Origin of the sequence: Cupriavidus sp. H18C1 (assembly GCF_049311595.1) — a bacterium.
GTDB lineage: Bacteria > Pseudomonadota > Gammaproteobacteria > Burkholderiales > Burkholderiaceae > Cupriavidus > Cupriavidus cauae.
The window spans coordinates 3,205,029-3,220,551 of the sequence record NZ_CP186008.1 but is presented as its reverse complement, the minus strand read 5'-3'; the positions used below and the strand labels follow the sequence as shown (position 1 = coordinate 3,220,551).

The 15,523-nt window shown below is 69.2% G+C and carries 11 protein-coding genes, 1 tRNA gene and 2 pseudogenes; 10 read left to right on the top strand and 4 right to left on the bottom strand.

Annotated elements, in window-relative coordinates; all coding sequences use genetic code 11:
- Positions 1-8: 8 nt before the first annotated feature.
- The 6 genes from bcsE to OJJOAM_RS14820 all read left to right on the top strand — a co-directional run bounded on the left by bcsE (position 9) and on the right by OJJOAM_RS14820 (position 7,774).
- Entirely contained in the window at positions 9-2,018 is a 2,010-nt protein-coding gene (bcsE, locus tag OJJOAM_RS14845; RefSeq protein WP_422648392.1) for a cellulose biosynthesis protein BcsE, read from the top strand.
- A 7-nt stretch (positions 2,019-2,025) separates the two neighbouring features.
- Positions 2,026-2,229: a hypothetical protein gene (locus OJJOAM_RS14840; RefSeq protein WP_149319785.1), complete on the top strand. Its 204-nt coding sequence runs from the start codon at positions 2,026-2,028 to the stop codon at positions 2,227-2,229.
- On the top strand, positions 2,226-3,131 hold the full coding sequence (locus OJJOAM_RS14835; RefSeq protein ID WP_422648391.1) for a cellulose synthase operon protein YhjQ/BcsQ: 906 nt from the start codon (positions 2,226-2,228) through the stop codon (positions 3,129-3,131). Before OJJOAM_RS14840 ends, OJJOAM_RS14835 begins: the two co-directional genes overlap by 4 nt.
- Positions 3,128-5,695, top strand: coding sequence for a UDP-forming cellulose synthase catalytic subunit (bcsA, locus tag OJJOAM_RS14830; protein ID WP_422648390.1), 2,568 nt, complete (start codon positions 3,128-3,130; stop codon positions 5,693-5,695). The genes OJJOAM_RS14835 and bcsA overlap by 4 nt, the downstream gene beginning before the upstream one ends.
- A gap of 112 nt (positions 5,696-5,807) precedes the next feature.
- Complete coding sequence (gene bcsG / locus OJJOAM_RS14825) at positions 5,808-7,508, top strand: cellulose biosynthesis protein BcsG (protein WP_422648389.1); 1,701 nt, start codon at positions 5,808-5,810, stop codon at positions 7,506-7,508.
- Positions 7,505-7,774, top strand: coding sequence for a hypothetical protein (locus OJJOAM_RS14820; protein WP_422648388.1), 270 nt, complete (start codon positions 7,505-7,507; stop codon positions 7,772-7,774). The genes bcsG and OJJOAM_RS14820 overlap by 4 nt, the downstream gene beginning before the upstream one ends.
- On the opposite strand, the gene OJJOAM_RS14815 is transcribed toward OJJOAM_RS14820, so the two are convergent.
- A complete protein-coding gene (locus tag OJJOAM_RS14815; protein ID WP_422648387.1) occupies positions 7,755-8,477 on the bottom strand; it encodes a TetR/AcrR family transcriptional regulator in 723 nt (240 codons plus the stop codon). The genes OJJOAM_RS14820 and OJJOAM_RS14815 overlap by 20 nt on opposite strands.
- Before the next feature lie 234 nt (positions 8,478-8,711).
- Positions 8,712-9,308 (bottom strand): annotated as a pseudogene (locus OJJOAM_RS14810) (copper resistance protein CopQ); the annotation flags it as partial.
- 353 nt (positions 9,309-9,661) lie between these two features.
- Between OJJOAM_RS14810 and OJJOAM_RS14805 the strand changes: the two are divergent.
- Together OJJOAM_RS14805 and OJJOAM_RS14800 are read left to right on the top strand one after the other, a co-directional pair.
- On the top strand, positions 9,662-10,063 hold the full coding sequence (locus OJJOAM_RS14805; protein WP_422648386.1) for a VOC family protein: 402 nt from the start codon (positions 9,662-9,664) through the stop codon (positions 10,061-10,063).
- Between the two features lie 100 nt (positions 10,064-10,163).
- Positions 10,164-10,254: transfer RNA gene (locus tag OJJOAM_RS14800), tRNA-Ser, on the top strand.
- 61 nt (positions 10,255-10,315) lie between these two features.
- Here the strand turns inward: OJJOAM_RS14800 and OJJOAM_RS14795 are convergent.
- Both OJJOAM_RS14795 and OJJOAM_RS14790 read right to left on the bottom strand, forming a co-directional pair.
- Positions 10,316-11,906: pseudogene (locus OJJOAM_RS14795) on the bottom strand (amidase).
- A gap of 6 nt (positions 11,907-11,912) precedes the next feature.
- Entirely contained in the window at positions 11,913-12,842 is a 930-nt protein-coding gene (locus OJJOAM_RS14790) for a Bug family tripartite tricarboxylate transporter substrate binding protein (protein WP_422649608.1), read from the bottom strand.
- 263 nt (positions 12,843-13,105) lie between these two features.
- Between OJJOAM_RS14790 and OJJOAM_RS14785 the strand changes: the two genes are divergently transcribed.
- Both OJJOAM_RS14785 and OJJOAM_RS14780 read left to right on the top strand, forming a co-directional pair.
- Positions 13,106-14,026, top strand: coding sequence for a LysR family transcriptional regulator (locus OJJOAM_RS14785; RefSeq protein WP_422648385.1), 921 nt, complete (start codon positions 13,106-13,108; stop codon positions 14,024-14,026).
- A gap of 174 nt (positions 14,027-14,200) precedes the next feature.
- The gene (locus OJJOAM_RS14780; protein WP_422648384.1) at positions 14,201-15,439 is read left to right on the top strand and encodes an NAD(P)/FAD-dependent oxidoreductase; all 1,239 of its coding nucleotides are present in this window, start codon (positions 14,201-14,203) and stop codon (positions 15,437-15,439) included.
- The last annotated feature ends 84 nt before the right edge of the window (positions 15,440-15,523 follow it).

Below are 15,523 nucleotides of genomic sequence, written 5' to 3'. Positions count from 1 at the left end.
CGCGAATCATGAACCCATCGACGAGGCCCGCCACCACTTCCCTGACACCGTCCTCCGCCGCGGCGGCAGCGACGCCTGCCCCGCCGCGCTCGGCACTGTTCGCGCGGCTGCAGGCGCGGCCCTCGCTCGCGATCGACGGCCTGCCGGGCGAACTGGCGACGCTGGCGCCGGGACACGTGCATATCGTCTATGCCGACCCGTCGCCGGCGCGCGATGCGCTGTTCTGGCAGACCGCCGCCAACGCGCTGCGCGGACCGGCCACGGTGCTGTCCGCCCGTCCGGCCGACGGCATCGCGCAGGCGCTGCGCGAGCACGGCCTCGATATCGACGTCGGCGGCGCGCTGCATCATCGCGCCAATCTGTGCGGGCTGCGAGTCGCCCGCGCTCATGGCAGCAGCAATGGCAATGGAAGCCGCGCCGCCGACATCGACACGCTGACCGATGCGCTGCAGGCGCTGGCGGACCAATGCGCGGCCCGCCACAGCGTGGTGATGGTCGAAGGCGCGGAGGCCTGCTTCTCCTGGGACGACGGCGCGCGCCTGTCGCGCGAAGGCGCGCGGCTCGCCGCGTGGTGCGCGCGCGAGCGGCTGTCGCTGCTGCTGGTGCTGGCGCCGCCGGTGGACGACCTCGACGACCTTCGGCGCCCCGCCGATCTCGGCAGCCTGCATGCGCGCTTTGCCGGTGCCGCGCATCTGTCCCAGGTGCAGGGCCAATACACCTGGGAGGTGGCGTTCTGGCGCGATCGCGAAGCGGTGCTCGCCAGCCGCTCGCTGCCGCTGCGCTTCGCCGCGGACGAGCACCGGCTGATGGTCAGCGGCGCCGGCGCGGACGGCGAAGGCGAGGCGGCGGCGGCCGGCCTGCTCGCGCCGGATGAACATCGCGTGATCGTCTGCCGCGACGCCGTCGCGCACGAGCGTTGGGTACCCGAGTCCTGGCAGCTGGTCGACAGCAACGAGGCCGCGGTGGCGAGCGCCGGCGGTGCGGTGGCGGCGACCGTGCTGCTGCACTACCACGGCAACCGTGCCTTCGAGACGCTGGCCGAACAGGTGCACCGGCTGCGGCGCACACGCGGCAGCGCGCTGAAGATCGTCGTGCGCGAGGACCAGGAAGCGATGCGGCAGCACTACGAGCTGCTGCTGCTCAATCTCGGCGCCAATCTGGTGATCGCGCGGCGCACGCCGTTCGCGCGCGTGCAGGCGATGCTCGAAGGCGTGCAGGGACAGGTGTTCTCGCGTCCGCTGCCGGCGGACTACCGCACCGCGCTGTCGGCGGTGCTGACCGGCTCGGCGATCGGCTACGTGCCGCCGGCCGAATTCATCGACACGGTGCGCGGCGCGGTCGAACAGGGCCGGACCATCCGGCTGCCGCACGTGCTGCTGCGCCTCACGCTGCTGCCGGAGGTCGCGCATATCGATGCGCTGCGCGCCTGCCGCATGAACCGTACCGGCGATATCTGCAGCGCCGATGCCGACAGCGTCTATGTGTTCTTCTTCGCCTGCCGGCTCGACGACGCCGACGCGGTCTGCCGGCGCGTGTTCCAGCGGCCGCTGGAGGCGCTGTTCTCTGGCGAGCTGCGCTGCGGCGATGCGCCGACCATCGAGGCCGCGCTGAACGCGTTCGCGCAGCAGGCCGCGGAGCGGACGCTGCCCGACTACAGCGGCTGGCTGCAGGCGCGGGAGGAAGCCAGCGCGGCGGCGGTGGCGGAAGGCGCTACGGTGGCGGAAGGCGCTACGGTGGCGGAAGGCGCTACCGTGCCCGCCATGCCGGCCGAGGCAAGTCCACAGGCCGGAGCCGGTGCCTTGCCCGAGGACCGCGGCGAACATCGTGCCGACATTCGCGCTGAAAATCGCGCGCGGAATCGCGCCGAGGATCACGCCGAACATCGCGCCCGCCCCGCGCTGCCGCTGCTGTCCCCGCTCGACGCACTGCGGCCCGCCGCAGCGGCCCACGCCGGCTCGCATCCCAAACCCCGCACCGCGCCGCAGCCGGCCGCGGTGCCGCTCAAAGCCAGGGAATAGCCTCGCCATGCGCGTCTTTATCGGATATTTCATCTGGGGCCTGATACTGGCCGCCCCCGTCGCCTGGCTGATCTGGAAGCTGGACCTGATGCGCGTGATGCCGCGCTGGTTCCAGCCGCGCCAGCGCCGCGCGGTGCGACTGCCGCCCCAGCTCGAAGGCATCGTGATCCGTGGCAAGCGCTGGCAGGCGCCGAAGGACGGCACGCGATGAAGACGATCGCCATCGTCGCGCCGGTGGGCGGCGCCGGCCGCAGCACGATGACCGCCGCGCTGGCCTCGCTGCTGGCCGGGCGCGGGCATGCGGTGCTGGCGCTGGAATGCGATCCGCGCAATCTGCTCGGCCTGCATTTCGGCCTGCGCGAGCCGGTCGAACGCGGGCTGGTCGAGGCGGCGCTGCGGCCGTCGGCGAGCGACTGGGCCACCGCGGCCCTGCGCAGCGACGACGACGTGCTGCTGGTGCCGTGGGGTCGGGTGGATGGATTGCCTCGCGACAACGGTGGGGGCGACAGCCACGGCCACAGCCACAGCCACGGCGACGGCGACGGCGACGGCGACGGCGACGGCGACGGCGAACGCGGCGGCACCGATGATGACGCCGAGGCCGTCGCCACGCGCTGCCTGATCGAGCAGCCGCACTGGCTGCGCGCGCTGCTGGCGCAGGTTGACCTGCCCGACGACGGCATCGTCCTGATCGATACGCCGGCCTGGCCGGCCCTGCATGCCACGCAGGCGCTCGCCGCCGCGGATCTGGCGCTGGTGCTGGCGCCGCCCGAGCCGGAGGTCTGCGCCACGCTGCCGCGCATGCAACATGCGCTGGAACGGATCGGCCTGCCCTATCGCGTGGTGGCAACGCGGGTCCAGCCCGCGCGCCAGCTGCATGGCGATGTGCTGGCGCTGCTGCGCACCCGGCTGCGCGAGCGGCTGCTGCCCTATCAGGTGCATCTGGATCACGGTCTGCCCGAAGCGCTGGCGCGCGGCGAGAACTTCTGCCGCGCGATGCCGCATTCGCAGGCCGCGCACGATCTGCAGGGCATTGCGGCCTGGCTGTCGCAGTGGGTCGCGGCATCGCTCGGCTCGGCCACGGCCGCAGCTGATGCGGAGGCGCGCCGATGATCCTTGGCGTGCTGCTCGACCTGGCCCTGCGGCTGCGTGCCGCGCTGGCGCAAGGCCTCGATCTTGCCGAGCAGCCGGCGCGCGGCGACTGGCTGGTGCGCCTGTTCTTCCGCCCTGCGCGGCCGGGCCAGCGAGACTGGCCGGCCGAGTTCGCCGCCTGGCTGTCGCGCCGCGGCGCCGAGCGTCTTGGCATCGATCCGCGGCACAGCCTGCCGCGTCGCGTTTGGCGATTGTTCGTGCGTCCGCCTCGGCCGCGCCGGCGGCTGGCCGCGCCGACGCGTCGGCGCAGCGTGCCGGAACAGGCGCCGCCGCAATCGCCGCTGCGCCGCTGGCTCGATCAACGGCTCGAGCCGGCCTACCGCTACGTCGCGCGCAAGCGGCGGCGGCTGGCGGCGCGGCTGCCGCGCGTCGACTGGATGCGCGCCGGCAGCGGCCTGGCCCACGTGGCGGCGCTGGTGCATCGCGTGCGCGGCCTCGCGCCCACGCTGCTGGTGCTGGCCGCGCTGACCGGGCTGGTGCTGTGCACGACGCCGCTGCCGCTGGGCGGACAGCTGACCGTGTTCGCGCTGGTCTGGATCGCGGTGATGGTGCTGCGCAAGATCCCGGGGCGCTTTCCCACGCTGACGATGATGGCGCTGTCGCTGCTGATGACGCTGCGCTATATCTGGTGGCGCGCCACCGAGACGCTGGACCTGGCCACGCCGATGGAAGTCACCATCGGCTATCTGCTGTTCGCCGCCGAGGCCTACACCTGGCTGGTGCTGATCCTCGGCTATGTGCAGACCGCCTGGCCGCTGTCGCGCCGGCCCAAGCCGATGCCGGCCGATCCTGCGCAATGGCCGACCGTCGACGTCTACATCCCGACCTACAACGAGCCGCTGTCGGTGGTGCAGCCGACCGTCTACGCCGCGCGCAGCCTCGACTGGCCCAGCGGCAAGCTGAACATCTACCTGCTCGACGACGGCCGCCGGCCGCAGATGCAGGCCTTCGCCGAGCAGGCGGGCGTGCACTACCTGACGCGCAGCGACAATCGCCACGCCAAGGCCGGCAACATCAACCATGCGCTGTCGGTCACGCAGGGCGACTACATCGCGATCTTCGATTGCGACCACATTCCGACGCGCTCCTTCCTGCAGATGACGATGGGCGAGTTCATCGCCGACCCGCGCTGCGCGATGGTGCAGACGCCCCACCACTTCTTCTCGCCCGATCCGTTCGAGCGCAACTTCGATACCTTCCGCCGCGTGCCGAACGAAGGCAGCCTGTTCTACGGGCTGATCCAGGACGGCAACGACCTGTGGAACGCGGCCTTCTTCTGCGGCTCGTGCGCGGTGATCAAGCGCGCTCCGCTGGCCGAGATCGGCGGCATCGCGGTCGAGACCGTGACCGAGGACGCGCACACCGCGCTGAAGCTGCACCGGCGCGGCTACAACACCGCGTACCTGCGCACCGTGCAGGCGGCGGGCCTGGCCACAGAAAGCCTGTCCAGCCATATCGGCCAGCGCATTCGCTGGGCGCGCGGCATGGCGCAGATCTTCCGCATCGACAACCCGCTGCTCGGCAAGGGGCTCAAGCTGTTCCAGCGGCTGTGCTACTCGAACGCGATGCTGCATTTCTTCTACGGCATCCCGCGGCTGATCTTCCTGACGATGCCGCTCGCCTATCTGGTGTTCGGCATGCACGTGATCAACACCTCGGCGGCGATGATCGCGGCCTACGTGCTGCCCTATCTGGTGATCGCCAACATCACCAACTCGCGCATCCAGGGCAAGTACCGGCATTCGTTCTGGGCCGAGGTCTACGAATCGGTGCTGGCGTGGTACATCGTGCTGCCGACCACGATGGCGTTCATCAATCCGCGGCTGGGCAAGTTCAACGTGACGGCCAAGGGCGGCCGCATCGAGGACGACTACCTGGACTGGACGATCTCCAAGCCCTACCTGCTGCTGCTCGCCCTGAACGTGGCGGGCCTGGGCATGGGCGTGGGGCGGCTGCTGATGGGCACCACCACGGAACCCGGCACGGTGGTGATGAACATGGTCTGGGCCAGCGTCAACCTGCTGATGCTGGGCGCGGCCATCGGCGTCGCCAAGGAAGCGCGCCAGGTGCGCGTGTCGCACCGGATTCCGATGCGTGTGCCGGCCACGCTGCTGCTGCCGGACGGCACCACGCTGGCGTGCAAGACCGAGAACTATTCGCTCGGCGGCCTGGGGCTGCTGCTGCCGATCGACGTGGCGCTCGGCGAGGGCGAACGCGTCGGCGTCTGCCTGTCGCGCGGCGCGCGCGAATACCATTTCGCCGCCACGGTGGCGCGCAACGTCAACCGCCACCTGGGCGTGCGGATGCAGGACCTGAGCCCGGAAGCCGAGACGCAGCTGATCCAGTGCACCTTCGGCCGTGCCGACGCGTGGATCGACTGGCTCGACGACCAGCCGCGCGACGCGCCGCTGCGCGGGCTCAAGGAGGTCATCGAGATGGGCTATCAAGGTTTCCTGCGCCTGTACGACGCGGCGATCGACATGCTGGAGGCCGCGCTGGCCCGGCGGCGAACGCGACAGACGTGAGTCCCAGGCACGCGCATCGCTGACGCAAACGCCATCGCACCCGTCATCGCATTCATCAACGCACCCATCAACCCACCGTCGGCCCGAACCGCAATCCCGAACCGCCAACCCCATGGGAATCTGGAACCTCTACTTCGCCGCCAAGCTCTACCTGTTCGCGATCGGACAGGTGCAGCCGCGCTGGCTGCTGAACCTGCTGTTCGCGCTGTGGCTGGTGCTGCCGGTGGAACACCGCGGCCTGCGCGTGCTGCGCCAGGTGCTGGCCGTGGTCGTCGGCGTGGCGCTGCTGTACCACGAATCGAACCTGCCGCCGTTCGCGCGCGTGGCGTCGCAGTTCTCGAACCTGAGCGCGTTCACGCCGGCCTATCTGCTGGAGCTGCTGCAGCGCTTCGTCAGTCCGCAGATGGTGCTGGGCGCGATCGTGGTCACGCTGGCCTATCTGGTGATCAACCGCTGGGTACGCGTCACCACCTTCGTGCTGCTCGCGCTGGTCGTGGTGCCGCTGTGGCAAGGGGCCGGCACGGCTTCGACGGGTACGGCGGCGACCGGCGCCGCGGCCACGCGCGCCGCGCAGCGCCCGGCCCCGACGATGCGGATCGACAGCGCGGCCGAAGTGGGCGACAACGAGGCGCAGCTGAACGCCTTCCGCACGCAGGAAGCCTCGCGCCAGGTCGCGTTCACGCCGTTGAGCGCCTCGCCGGACAGCCAGTTCGACATCATCGTGTTGCATGTCTGCTCGCTGTCCTGGGACGATCTCGACGTCGCCAAGGCGCGCAACCATCCGCTGCTGTCGCGCTTCGACTATCTGTTCACCGAGTTCAGCTCGGCGGCCAGCTACAGCGGTCCGGCGGCGATCCGGCTGCTGCGTGCGACCTGCGGGCAGCAGCCGCACCAGGCGCTGTACTCGCCGGCGCAGGCGCAATGCCATCTGTTCGAAGCACTGGCGCAGGCCGGCTTCGATACGCGCGTGCTGATGAACCACGACGGCCGCTTCGACAATTTCCGCGGCTTCGTCGACAAGGAGATCGGCATTCCGAACGTCACGCACGTGCCGGTCGACGGCGTGCCGCCGGCGATGCGGGCCTTCGACAATTCGCCGATCCTGGGCGACTACGCGGTGCTGGAGAAGTGGTACAAGTCGCGACTCGCGCAGAACAGCGGACCGCTGGCGCTGTACTACAACACGGTCACGCTGCACGACGGCAACCGCTTGCCCGATTCGAAGCTGACCAGCATCCAGTCGTATCCGCTGCGGCTGACGCGGCTGCTGGACGATATCGACAAGCTGATCGCGCTGATCGCGCAGTCGGGCCGCAAGGCGGTGGTGGTGTTCGTGCCCGAGCACGGCGCGGCGCTGCGTGGCGACGCCAACCAGATCGCCGGCATGCGCGAGATTCCGACGCCGCGGATCGTGCATGTGCCGGTGGGGGTCAAGCTGATCGGGCTGCAGGGTGGCAATGCGGGTGGTGAGGCTGGCGGCAATGCCGGTGGTATCGCGGGCGGCGGTAGTGCCGGCGGCAACGCGGGAGGCAATGCGGCAGGAAATGCCGCAGGCCATGCGCAGGGCAACGGCAATGGCGGCGGAGGGCCGGTGACGATCCACGCCCCGAGCAGCTATCTGGCGCTGTCGCAGCTGTTGTCGAACCTGGTCGCCGACAGTCCGTTCCGGCAAGGCGCGCCCGCGCCGTCGCAGTACGCGGCGGACCTGCCGCAAACCCGCATGGTCGGCGAGAACGAGGCGACCGTGATGATGAAGCGCGGCACCGGCTACGTGGTGCGCACGCCCGACGGCGTATGGGTGGATGGCAAATGAGCGACGGCGAGCGCAAACGCGCCGGACTGCGGCGCGGCCCGCGGACGCGGCACGCGCCGCGGCCCAATAACGATATCGAGGCGCTGGCGATGAAGGTGCCGGGCTTCGCCGCGCATCGCTATGTCGACGAGCAGGAAGCCCAGGCGGCCCGCGCCGCCGCGGCGCGGTGGCCGCGGCTGGCGGGATGGCTGGGCTATGGGGAAGGCGGCGAGGCGGAGCGCCACGACGCCGTCGAGGCGCCGGCGCTCAAGCCGTCGCCGCGTTGAGCGCCTGCGGCTCGGCCTTTGGCTCGTTCATTGCGTTGCCCGCGGCCGAGGTCGAAGCCGACGACAACCCTGCCGGCGCATCGGGTCCCGCCACCGCGGCCAGCAGCAGATTCGCCGCCGGCTCGAGCCGCTCGGCCTGGTTGAACAGCCGCACGGACACCAGGCTGTTCTGCAGGGCCGCGAACAATACCTGCGCCAGCGCCGCCGAACCGATCGCCGGCTGCGCATCGCCGCCGTTCTGCGCGCGTGCGCGCTCCAGCAGCGCCGTCAGCCAGCTTTCGTTGATCCGATGGAATTCCTGCAGCGCGTGATGCACCGCCGGCGGCAGGCACAGCGCCTCCGTCGACAGCATGCCGGCGAGACAGACCTGCTGCCCGCTGCATTCGCGCCGCCACGACGCCAGATAACGCTTGGCCTGCTCCAGCGGCGGCAGCGCCGGATCGATGCCCTCCAGGTAACGCGCCGAGCGTTCGCTGTAGGCGTTCACCGCTTCCAGTGCCAGGTCTTCCTTGGTCGGGAAGTAGTAATGGATGCTCGAGGTCTTGACGCCGACCCGCTCGGCCAGATCGCGGTAGCTGAAGCCGTTGAAGCCCCGCTTGCGGATCAGGTCGAGCGTGTGTTCGAGCAGCCTGTCACGGACCGTCGAGCTCGCGCCGGAGGGGTGACCCCGGCCGGCGGAGCGGGAAGTCGAAGCGTCTTTCATGACATGCCCTCCCCCCGCTACCACGAGCGGCCGTTGCGGTATTGCCCTTCAAGCGTTGGCACCTTCGGTGAACACGTCGAACCGGCCCTGGCGAGCGCCTTCGGTGAAGACATCGAAGCGGCCCTGGCGGGCGCCGTCGGTGTACGGGCTGCGCGACGGCTCGGCCGACACGCCGGTGCGATCGAGGCCGGCGACGAGCGCGCCTTCGGTGAACACGTCAAGCTGGCCTTGGCGAGCGCCTTCGGTAAAGACATCGAAGCGACCCTGGCGCGCGCCGTCCGTGTACGGGCTGCGCGACGGCTCGGCCGACACGCCGGTGCGATCCAGGCCGGCGACGATGCGAGCGCCGTCCGTGTAGGGGTCAAACTTGCCGCCACGGGCGCCGTCGGTGAACTGATTCACGCTGCGAGCCGGGCTGGCCGACACGCCGGTGCGATCCAGGCCGGCGACGATGCGTGCGCCGTCGGTGTACGGGTCGAACTTGCCGCCACGGGCGCCGTCGGTGAACTGGTTCACGCTGCGAGCCGGGCTGGCCGACACGCCGGAGCGATCCAGGCCGGCGACGATGCGGGCGCCGTCGGTGTACGGATCGGCCTTGCCGGTGCGAGCGCCGTCGGTGTACGGGTCCGCCTTGCCGCTGCGGGCGCCATCAACGAAGGTGTTGCGTTCGCCGCTGCGGGCACCGTCGACATAGGTGCTGCGCTCGCCGGCGCGGAACTCGTAGCCGTACTTGTCGGCGGGAACGGTGGCAGCCTGCGCGGTGCCAGCCACGAAGGCGGCGGCGAGGGCGGCGGCGGTCAACAGGGTCTTGGCGAAGGTACGGTCGGTCATGATCTGCTCCTTACAGGGTCCGCACTGGGCGGCTCGAATCGATTGGGTTGGAATCCGGTTGTCGAATCTACTAATAGATAGATAACCCGACTCAAAAAAATCCCGGATTCCCGGGGTTGTTGCGTTGGACTGGCGCCGCTTCACTTCTTCTTCGCTGCGGCGCCGCATCCATGAGCCTTACTTTATCTACTACTAGGTAGATAGTCAAGGAGTTTTTTCGAGCGCTTTCGTTCTCGGCGCGGGCGACCATAATGCTTCGATACCGGCCACCTAGGCTTGGTGCGCCGGCAAAGGCACTCCGATGCCTTACCGGCCTCGATTGCCAACATCGAATCCTTACCCAGGAGACACCCATGCAGATCCAACGCGGCCGCCTGATCGACCATCTCCACCTGAAGGTCCGCGACCTCGACGCGTCGCGCCGCTTCTATGGCGCCGTACTCGGCGTGCTCGGCATCGACATCACCGACGGCGACGGCTACTTCTACGCCGACGAGCTGTGGGTCGACGAAGGCACACCGGGCCAGATCACCCACGCCCACTTCGCCTTTCAGGCCAAGGACCGCGAAACGGTCGACGCCTTCTACAAGGCCGGCCTCGCCGCCGACGGCCGCGACAACGGCGGCCCCGGCGAGCGCGACTATCACCCCGGCTACTACGCGGCCTTCCTGCTGGATCCGGACGGGAACAACGTCGAGGCGGTGTACCACGGGCCGCACCAGCGGTCGGCGGAGGCGGTGGTGATCACGTGGTGATCGAGCGGGGACGGCGACAGGTTGAGCCCGCCATTTCCGCTTCCTCCACCTCACGAAACTGTGGCGTCCGAAGGGGACTCTGATATAATCGCGGGCTTCCGGAGAGATGGATGAGTGGTTTAAGTCGCACGCCTGGAAAGCGTGTATGGGTTAATAGCCCATCGGGGGTTCGAATCCCCCTCTCTCCGCCAAACAGCTTTTTGAGTCGAGAGCGCTGAGCCATCGGTGCGTTGGACGATTGTTCCACTCGGCTTACCCGATACCGAAAAACGGACCGCGTGGCGGTCCGTTTTCTTTTTCGCGCGGTGTTGCCCTACACCGCGGACACCTCCCCCAGCTGCACCCTCTGCCGCCACCCCCCTCCGGCGGCGCCGTAACAATCGACCGCAATGCCGGCTCGGCCGGCGTCAGCCTGTCGAGATCCGGCTTCGGGCGCGACAAGGCGGGCATCGATGCAAACGCCGATTCCATCGCCTGCGCCACGCCGAGCGTCAGTGCATCGCCGCGGAACGGGCCGGTGATCTGCAGGCCGAAGGGCATGCCTGCCTCGTCGGTGCCGCAGGGCAAGGCGATGCAGGGATGGGTGGTCAGCGTCACCACATAGGTCAGCGCCAGCCAGCGGTAGTAGTTCTCCTGTTTCGCCCCCTCGACGACGTCCGCGTAGAGCGTGGTCCAGGGGGAACGGCGACACCGGCGTGGTCGGCGACAGGATCACGTCGTAGTCGCGGAACGCCTGCTGGAAGCGCTGGAAGATGCGGGTCTGTTCGGCCTGCGCCCACGCGCTGTCGACCAGCGACATGCGCGCGCCGATCTCGTAGTTGGCGCGCGTATTGGGGCCGAGGCTGTCGGGGTCGCGCTCGTAGGTGTCGCGCAGCGACGCGACGAAGCTCTCCGCGCGCAGCACATCGAAGCAGCGATGCACGTCGCCCAGGTCGAACGCGACCTCGTCGCACGACTTGAACAGGTGCCGCATCGCGGCGATCCGCGCGCGGAACACGCGGCGGATATCGGCATCGACGGCGCAGCTGCCGAAGTCCTCGGTCCAGCCCACGCGCAGCCCGGACAGATCAACGCGTGCCGGCGTCAGGAACGCCAGCGGATCGACTGCATGGCTCAGCGGATCGCCCGCCGATTCCCCAGCCGACGCGGCCAGCTGCAAACAGGCATCGGCGACCGTGCGCCCCATCGGGCCGACCACGGAAATCGGCGTCCATCCCAGCAGCTTGCGCGAGTTCGGCACCAGCCCCGGCGACGGACGAAAGCCCACGACCCCGCATTTCGCAGCAGGGATACGCAAGGAGCCGCCGGTATCGGAACCCGTGCAGACCGGCAGAAAGTCCGCCGCCAGCGCGGCCGCCGAACCGCCCGACGAGCCGCCCGCGTTCAGGTTCGGATTGAACGGATTGCCGGTGGCGCCCCACACGGCATTGCGCGAATTCGCGCCCGCGCCCATCTCGGGAATATTGGTCTTGCCGACGACCACCGCGCCGGCCTGCCGCAGCCGCGCCACCAGCGTGTTGTCCTGCGCGGGCACATTGCCGCGGTACAGCGGCGAGCCGTAGGTCGTCAGCAGGCCGGCCGTCGCCTCGAGATCCTTGACGCCCAGCGGCAGGCCATGCAGCAGGCCGAGCGTATCGCCGCGCATCACCGCCTGTTCCGCCGCCCTCGCCTCCTCGCGTGCGCGCTCGTAGCAGGTGGCGGTGATCGCGTTGATCAGCGGGTTGTAGCGCTCGATCCGCGCGATGCAGGCTTCCAGCAGTTCCACCGGCGAAATCTGGCGCGCGCCGATCAGGCGACGCAGCTCGACGGCGGACAGCGAAGTCAGTTGGTTCTGGTCGGACATGGCGGGTCAGTCCAGCTTGATGTTGGCGCGCTGCGCGATGGCTCGCATCTGCGGAATTTCCTTCTCGATCATCGCGCTGACCTGCTTGCCCGTTGCGAACGACGGCTCGATGCCGTTGTCGGCCAGCTTCTTGCGCGTGCCGGGGTCGGCGATCGTATCGGCCAGCGCCTTCTCCAGCTTTGCGTGCACCTCGGCCGGCAGCCCGCGGGGCGCCATCAGCGCGATCCACGTGCTGGCGTCCATGCCGGGATAGCCGCCCTCGGCGACGGTCGGCACATTCGGCAGCAGCGACGAGCGCCTGGCCGTCGTCACCGCGATGGCCTTGACCTTGCCCGCGCGCACCTGCGGGATCGCCGCGGCGACGGTGTCGATGCTGAACGGAATCTGGCCGCCGATCAGATCGGTCATCGCAGGCGCGCTGCCCTTGTACGGCACGTGCAGCATCTTGGCGCCCGTCAGATTGAGCAACTGCTCGCCGGCAAAATGCGCGGTGGTACCGGCGCCGAACGATCCGTACGAGTACTTGCCCGGCTCGTTCTTTGCCGCGGCCACGAACTCCTTCAGGTTGTTCACCGGTACATCGCGGTTGGCCAGCAGGATCAGGCCGGTAACGCCGATCAAGCCGATCGGCTCGAAGTTCTTCTGCGGGTCGTACGGCAGCTTCGGATAGACCGCGGGATTGACCGTGAACGTCGTGCCGGAACTGGCCAGCAGCGTGTAGCCGTCCGGTGCGGCCTTGGCGACGTAGCTGGCGCCGACCACGGTACCGGCGCCCGGCCGGTTTTCCACCACGATGGTCTTGCCCAGCCGTTCGCCAAGCTTCTGCGCGACGACGCGCCCCACGACGTCGGTGGCGCCGCCGGGCGGGAACGGCAACACCAGCTGGATCGGCTTGACGGGGAAGCTGTCCTGCGCCGACGCGGCCGACGGCGCCATCGCAACGAGCGCCAGGCCGGTGGCGGCAAACAGCAAACGGACGGGTGAGGCGGAAGAACGCATGGGATGCTCTCTCGTAGGAATCCAGGGCAACGCCGGCAAAAGCGCGTCGGCTCGATGTCATCCTAATGTCAAACTTCGCATAGAATCGTCGCAATGTTTCGAACAGTCGATTGCCGAAACGGCAATCGTCGGCGCAAACCCGGAGCGGGTTTTCCCGAGGACGCCCGCGCGCCCTTTTCCCCTTTTTCACCGCGATATTCATGTCCTATCGAGCCCTGCAGGAGACCGCGGTGCGCTACTTCCTCGAAGTGGTTCGCACCGGCTCGGTCAAGGATGCGGCGATCAAGCTGAACGTCGCGCCATCGGCCGTCAGCCGGCAGATCGCCAAGCTCGAAAGCGAGCTCGACACGCTGCTGTTCGACCGGCGTGCGCGCGGCCTCGTGCCCAATGCCGCGGGCGAGCTGCTGGCCGCGTTTGCCAAGCGTTCGCAGCAGGACATCGAACGCGTGGCCGGCGATATCCAGGCGCTGCGCGGCCTGCGCGTCGGGCGCGTGCGGCTCGCGGCCGTCGAGGGCATCGCGCACGAGTTCCTGCCGAATCTGGCCGCCAGTTTTCGCGAGACCCATGCGGGCATTCATTTCGAGCTCGAGGTCTGTCCGCAGGGCGATATCGCGCGGCGCATCCGCGACGGCGAAGCGGATATCGGCATCACGCTGGCGTGGTTGCCCGAGCCGGAAATCCATGTGGAGCTGCGGCACCCCGCTCCGGTGCTGGCCGTGATGGCGCCGGACCATCCGCTGGCGCGGCACCGGCAACTGTCGCTCGCGCAGGTCGCCACCTATCCGCTGGCGCTGCCGCCGAAGGACAGTTCCGTGCGGCAATTGCTCGATGCCGGCTGCAGCCGGCAGGGCCTGCGCTACCAGACGGTGTTCTCCAGCAACCAGCTCGATTCGCTGGTCAGCTTCGCGGCGGCCGGCGGCGGCGCGATCTGTTTCTACGGCGAGGTATCGATCCGCGGCAGGCTCAAGGCCGGCACCATCGCCGCGGTGCCGCTGCGCGATCGCGAGATGAACGAGCGGCAGATCGAGGTGCAGACGCTGGCCAACCGCAAGCTGCCGCCGGCCGCACGCGCCTTCGTCGACCATCTGCGGCAGGGCCTGATCGAGTTGCCGCATACGTGATTGCCGAAACCGCAATCGAGCATTCTGAATATTGCGCGTGTCGCATGCCTTCACGCAGGCGCGGTGCGGCGAAAATCCAGGTCCGAATCTGATCCATCTGATCCACCTGATCCACCCGAACCATCTGACCCAGCTCATCCTCCCGATCCATCTTTCCCGCGAGTCGCTGCCCTCATGTCACAGGAAATCCTCGTTCTCGGCGCCGGCATGGTCGGTGTCAGCACCGCCCTGGCCCTGCGCCATCGCGGGCATCATGTCGTCCTCGTCGATCGCGCCGCGCCGGGCACCGAGACCTCCTACGGCAATGCGGGCTTCATCCAGCGCGAGGCGGTGCAGCCGTATGCGTTCCCGCGCGACTGGAAGACGATCCTGCGTGTGATCGCCCGCCGGGGCAACGACGTGCACTACCACCCCGGTGCGATGCTGCGCCTGTTGCCCGTGCTGGCCCGGTACTGGCGCGAATCGGCACCGGACCGCTACGCCGGCACGATCGCCGCCTATGCGGCATTGGTCAGGCACTGCGTCAGCGAACACGAAAAGTGGATCGCCGCCGCCGGCGCGGACGATCTCGTCAGCAAGGCGGGATGGCTGGAGGCATACCGCAGCCAACGCGCGTTCGACGACACGGTGCGCAGCGCGACGATCGTGGCGCGCGAGCATGGGCTCGATTGCGCCGTGCTCGACGGTGCCGCGCTGCGGACCGCTGAGCCCGCGCTGCGTGGCGGACTCGCCGGCGCGATCCATTGGCGCGACCCGTGGACCGTCAGCGATCCCGGCGAACTGGTGCAGCGCTACGCCGCGCTGTTCGCGCGCCAAGGCGGCATCGTGCGCCGAGGCGATGCCACGACGCTGCAGGCCGACGGCAGCGGCTGGCGCGTGATGACCGACGCCGGTCCGCTGTCTGCCGCCCAGGCCGTCATCGCGCTGGGGCCGTGGGCGTCAGCGCTGACGCGGCCGCTCGGGTATCGGCTGCCGCTGTTCATCAAGCGCGGTTACCACCGGCACTACGCCAGCGCGCGCATGCCGTCGCTGCCGCTGCTCGACGCGGAGCGCGGCTTCGTGCTGGCGCCGATGCGGCGCGGTCTTCGCCTGACCACGGGTGCGGAGTTCGCGCACCACGACGCGCCGCCGACGCCGGTGCAATTGGCGGCGGCCGAGCGCTACGCAAGCGACCTCGTCGATCTCGGCGCGCCGGTGGAAGCGCAACCCTGGATGGGCGCGCGACCCTGCGTGGCGGACATGCGGCCCGTGGTCGGCCGCGCCCCGCGCCATCGCGGCCTGTGGTTCCATTTCGGTCATGCGCATCAGGGCTTCACGCTCGGCCCCGCGACCGCGCGGCTGCTTGCGGAACTGATCGACGGCGAGACGCCCTACGTCGATCCGCGGCCCTACGATCCTGGGCGATTCGAATAGGGCGGCGAACTAGGACTCGAACAGGCGCCCGAACGAGCCCCAAGCAACGTCCGGAAGCAACGCCCGGAAGCAACGCCCGCAGAG

Excerpts from the sequence above, each read along its gene's own strand:
- OJJOAM_RS14815 (WP_422648387.1), bottom strand. The coding sequence starts at position 8,477 with ATGAAAGACGCTTCGACTTCCCGCTCCGCCGGCCGGGGTCACCCCTCC.
- OJJOAM_RS14840 (WP_149319785.1), top strand. The coding sequence starts at position 2,026 with ATGCGCGTCTTTATCGGATATTTCATCTGGGGCCTGATACTGGCCGCC.
- bcsE (WP_422648392.1), top strand. The coding sequence starts at position 9 with ATGAACCCATCGACGAGGCCCGCCACCACTTCCCTGACACCGTCCTCC.
- bcsG (WP_422648389.1), top strand. The coding sequence starts at position 5,808 with ATGGGAATCTGGAACCTCTACTTCGCCGCCAAGCTCTACCTGTTCGCG.
- OJJOAM_RS14805 (WP_422648386.1), top strand. The coding sequence starts at position 9,662 with ATGCAGATCCAACGCGGCCGCCTGATCGACCATCTCCACCTGAAGGTC.
- bcsA (WP_422648390.1), top strand. The coding sequence starts at position 3,128 with ATGATCCTTGGCGTGCTGCTCGACCTGGCCCTGCGGCTGCGTGCCGCG.
- OJJOAM_RS14820 (WP_422648388.1), top strand. The coding sequence starts at position 7,505 with ATGAGCGACGGCGAGCGCAAACGCGCCGGACTGCGGCGCGGCCCGCGG.
- OJJOAM_RS14835 (WP_422648391.1), top strand. The coding sequence starts at position 2,226 with ATGAAGACGATCGCCATCGTCGCGCCGGTGGGCGGCGCCGGCCGCAGC.
- OJJOAM_RS14785 (WP_422648385.1), top strand. The coding sequence starts at position 13,106 with ATGTCCTATCGAGCCCTGCAGGAGACCGCGGTGCGCTACTTCCTCGAA.
- OJJOAM_RS14790 (WP_422649608.1), bottom strand. The coding sequence starts at position 12,842 with ATGGCGCCGTCGGCCGCGTCGGCGCAGGACAGCTTCCCCGTCAAGCCG.
- OJJOAM_RS14780 (WP_422648384.1), top strand. The coding sequence starts at position 14,201 with ATGTCACAGGAAATCCTCGTTCTCGGCGCCGGCATGGTCGGTGTCAGC.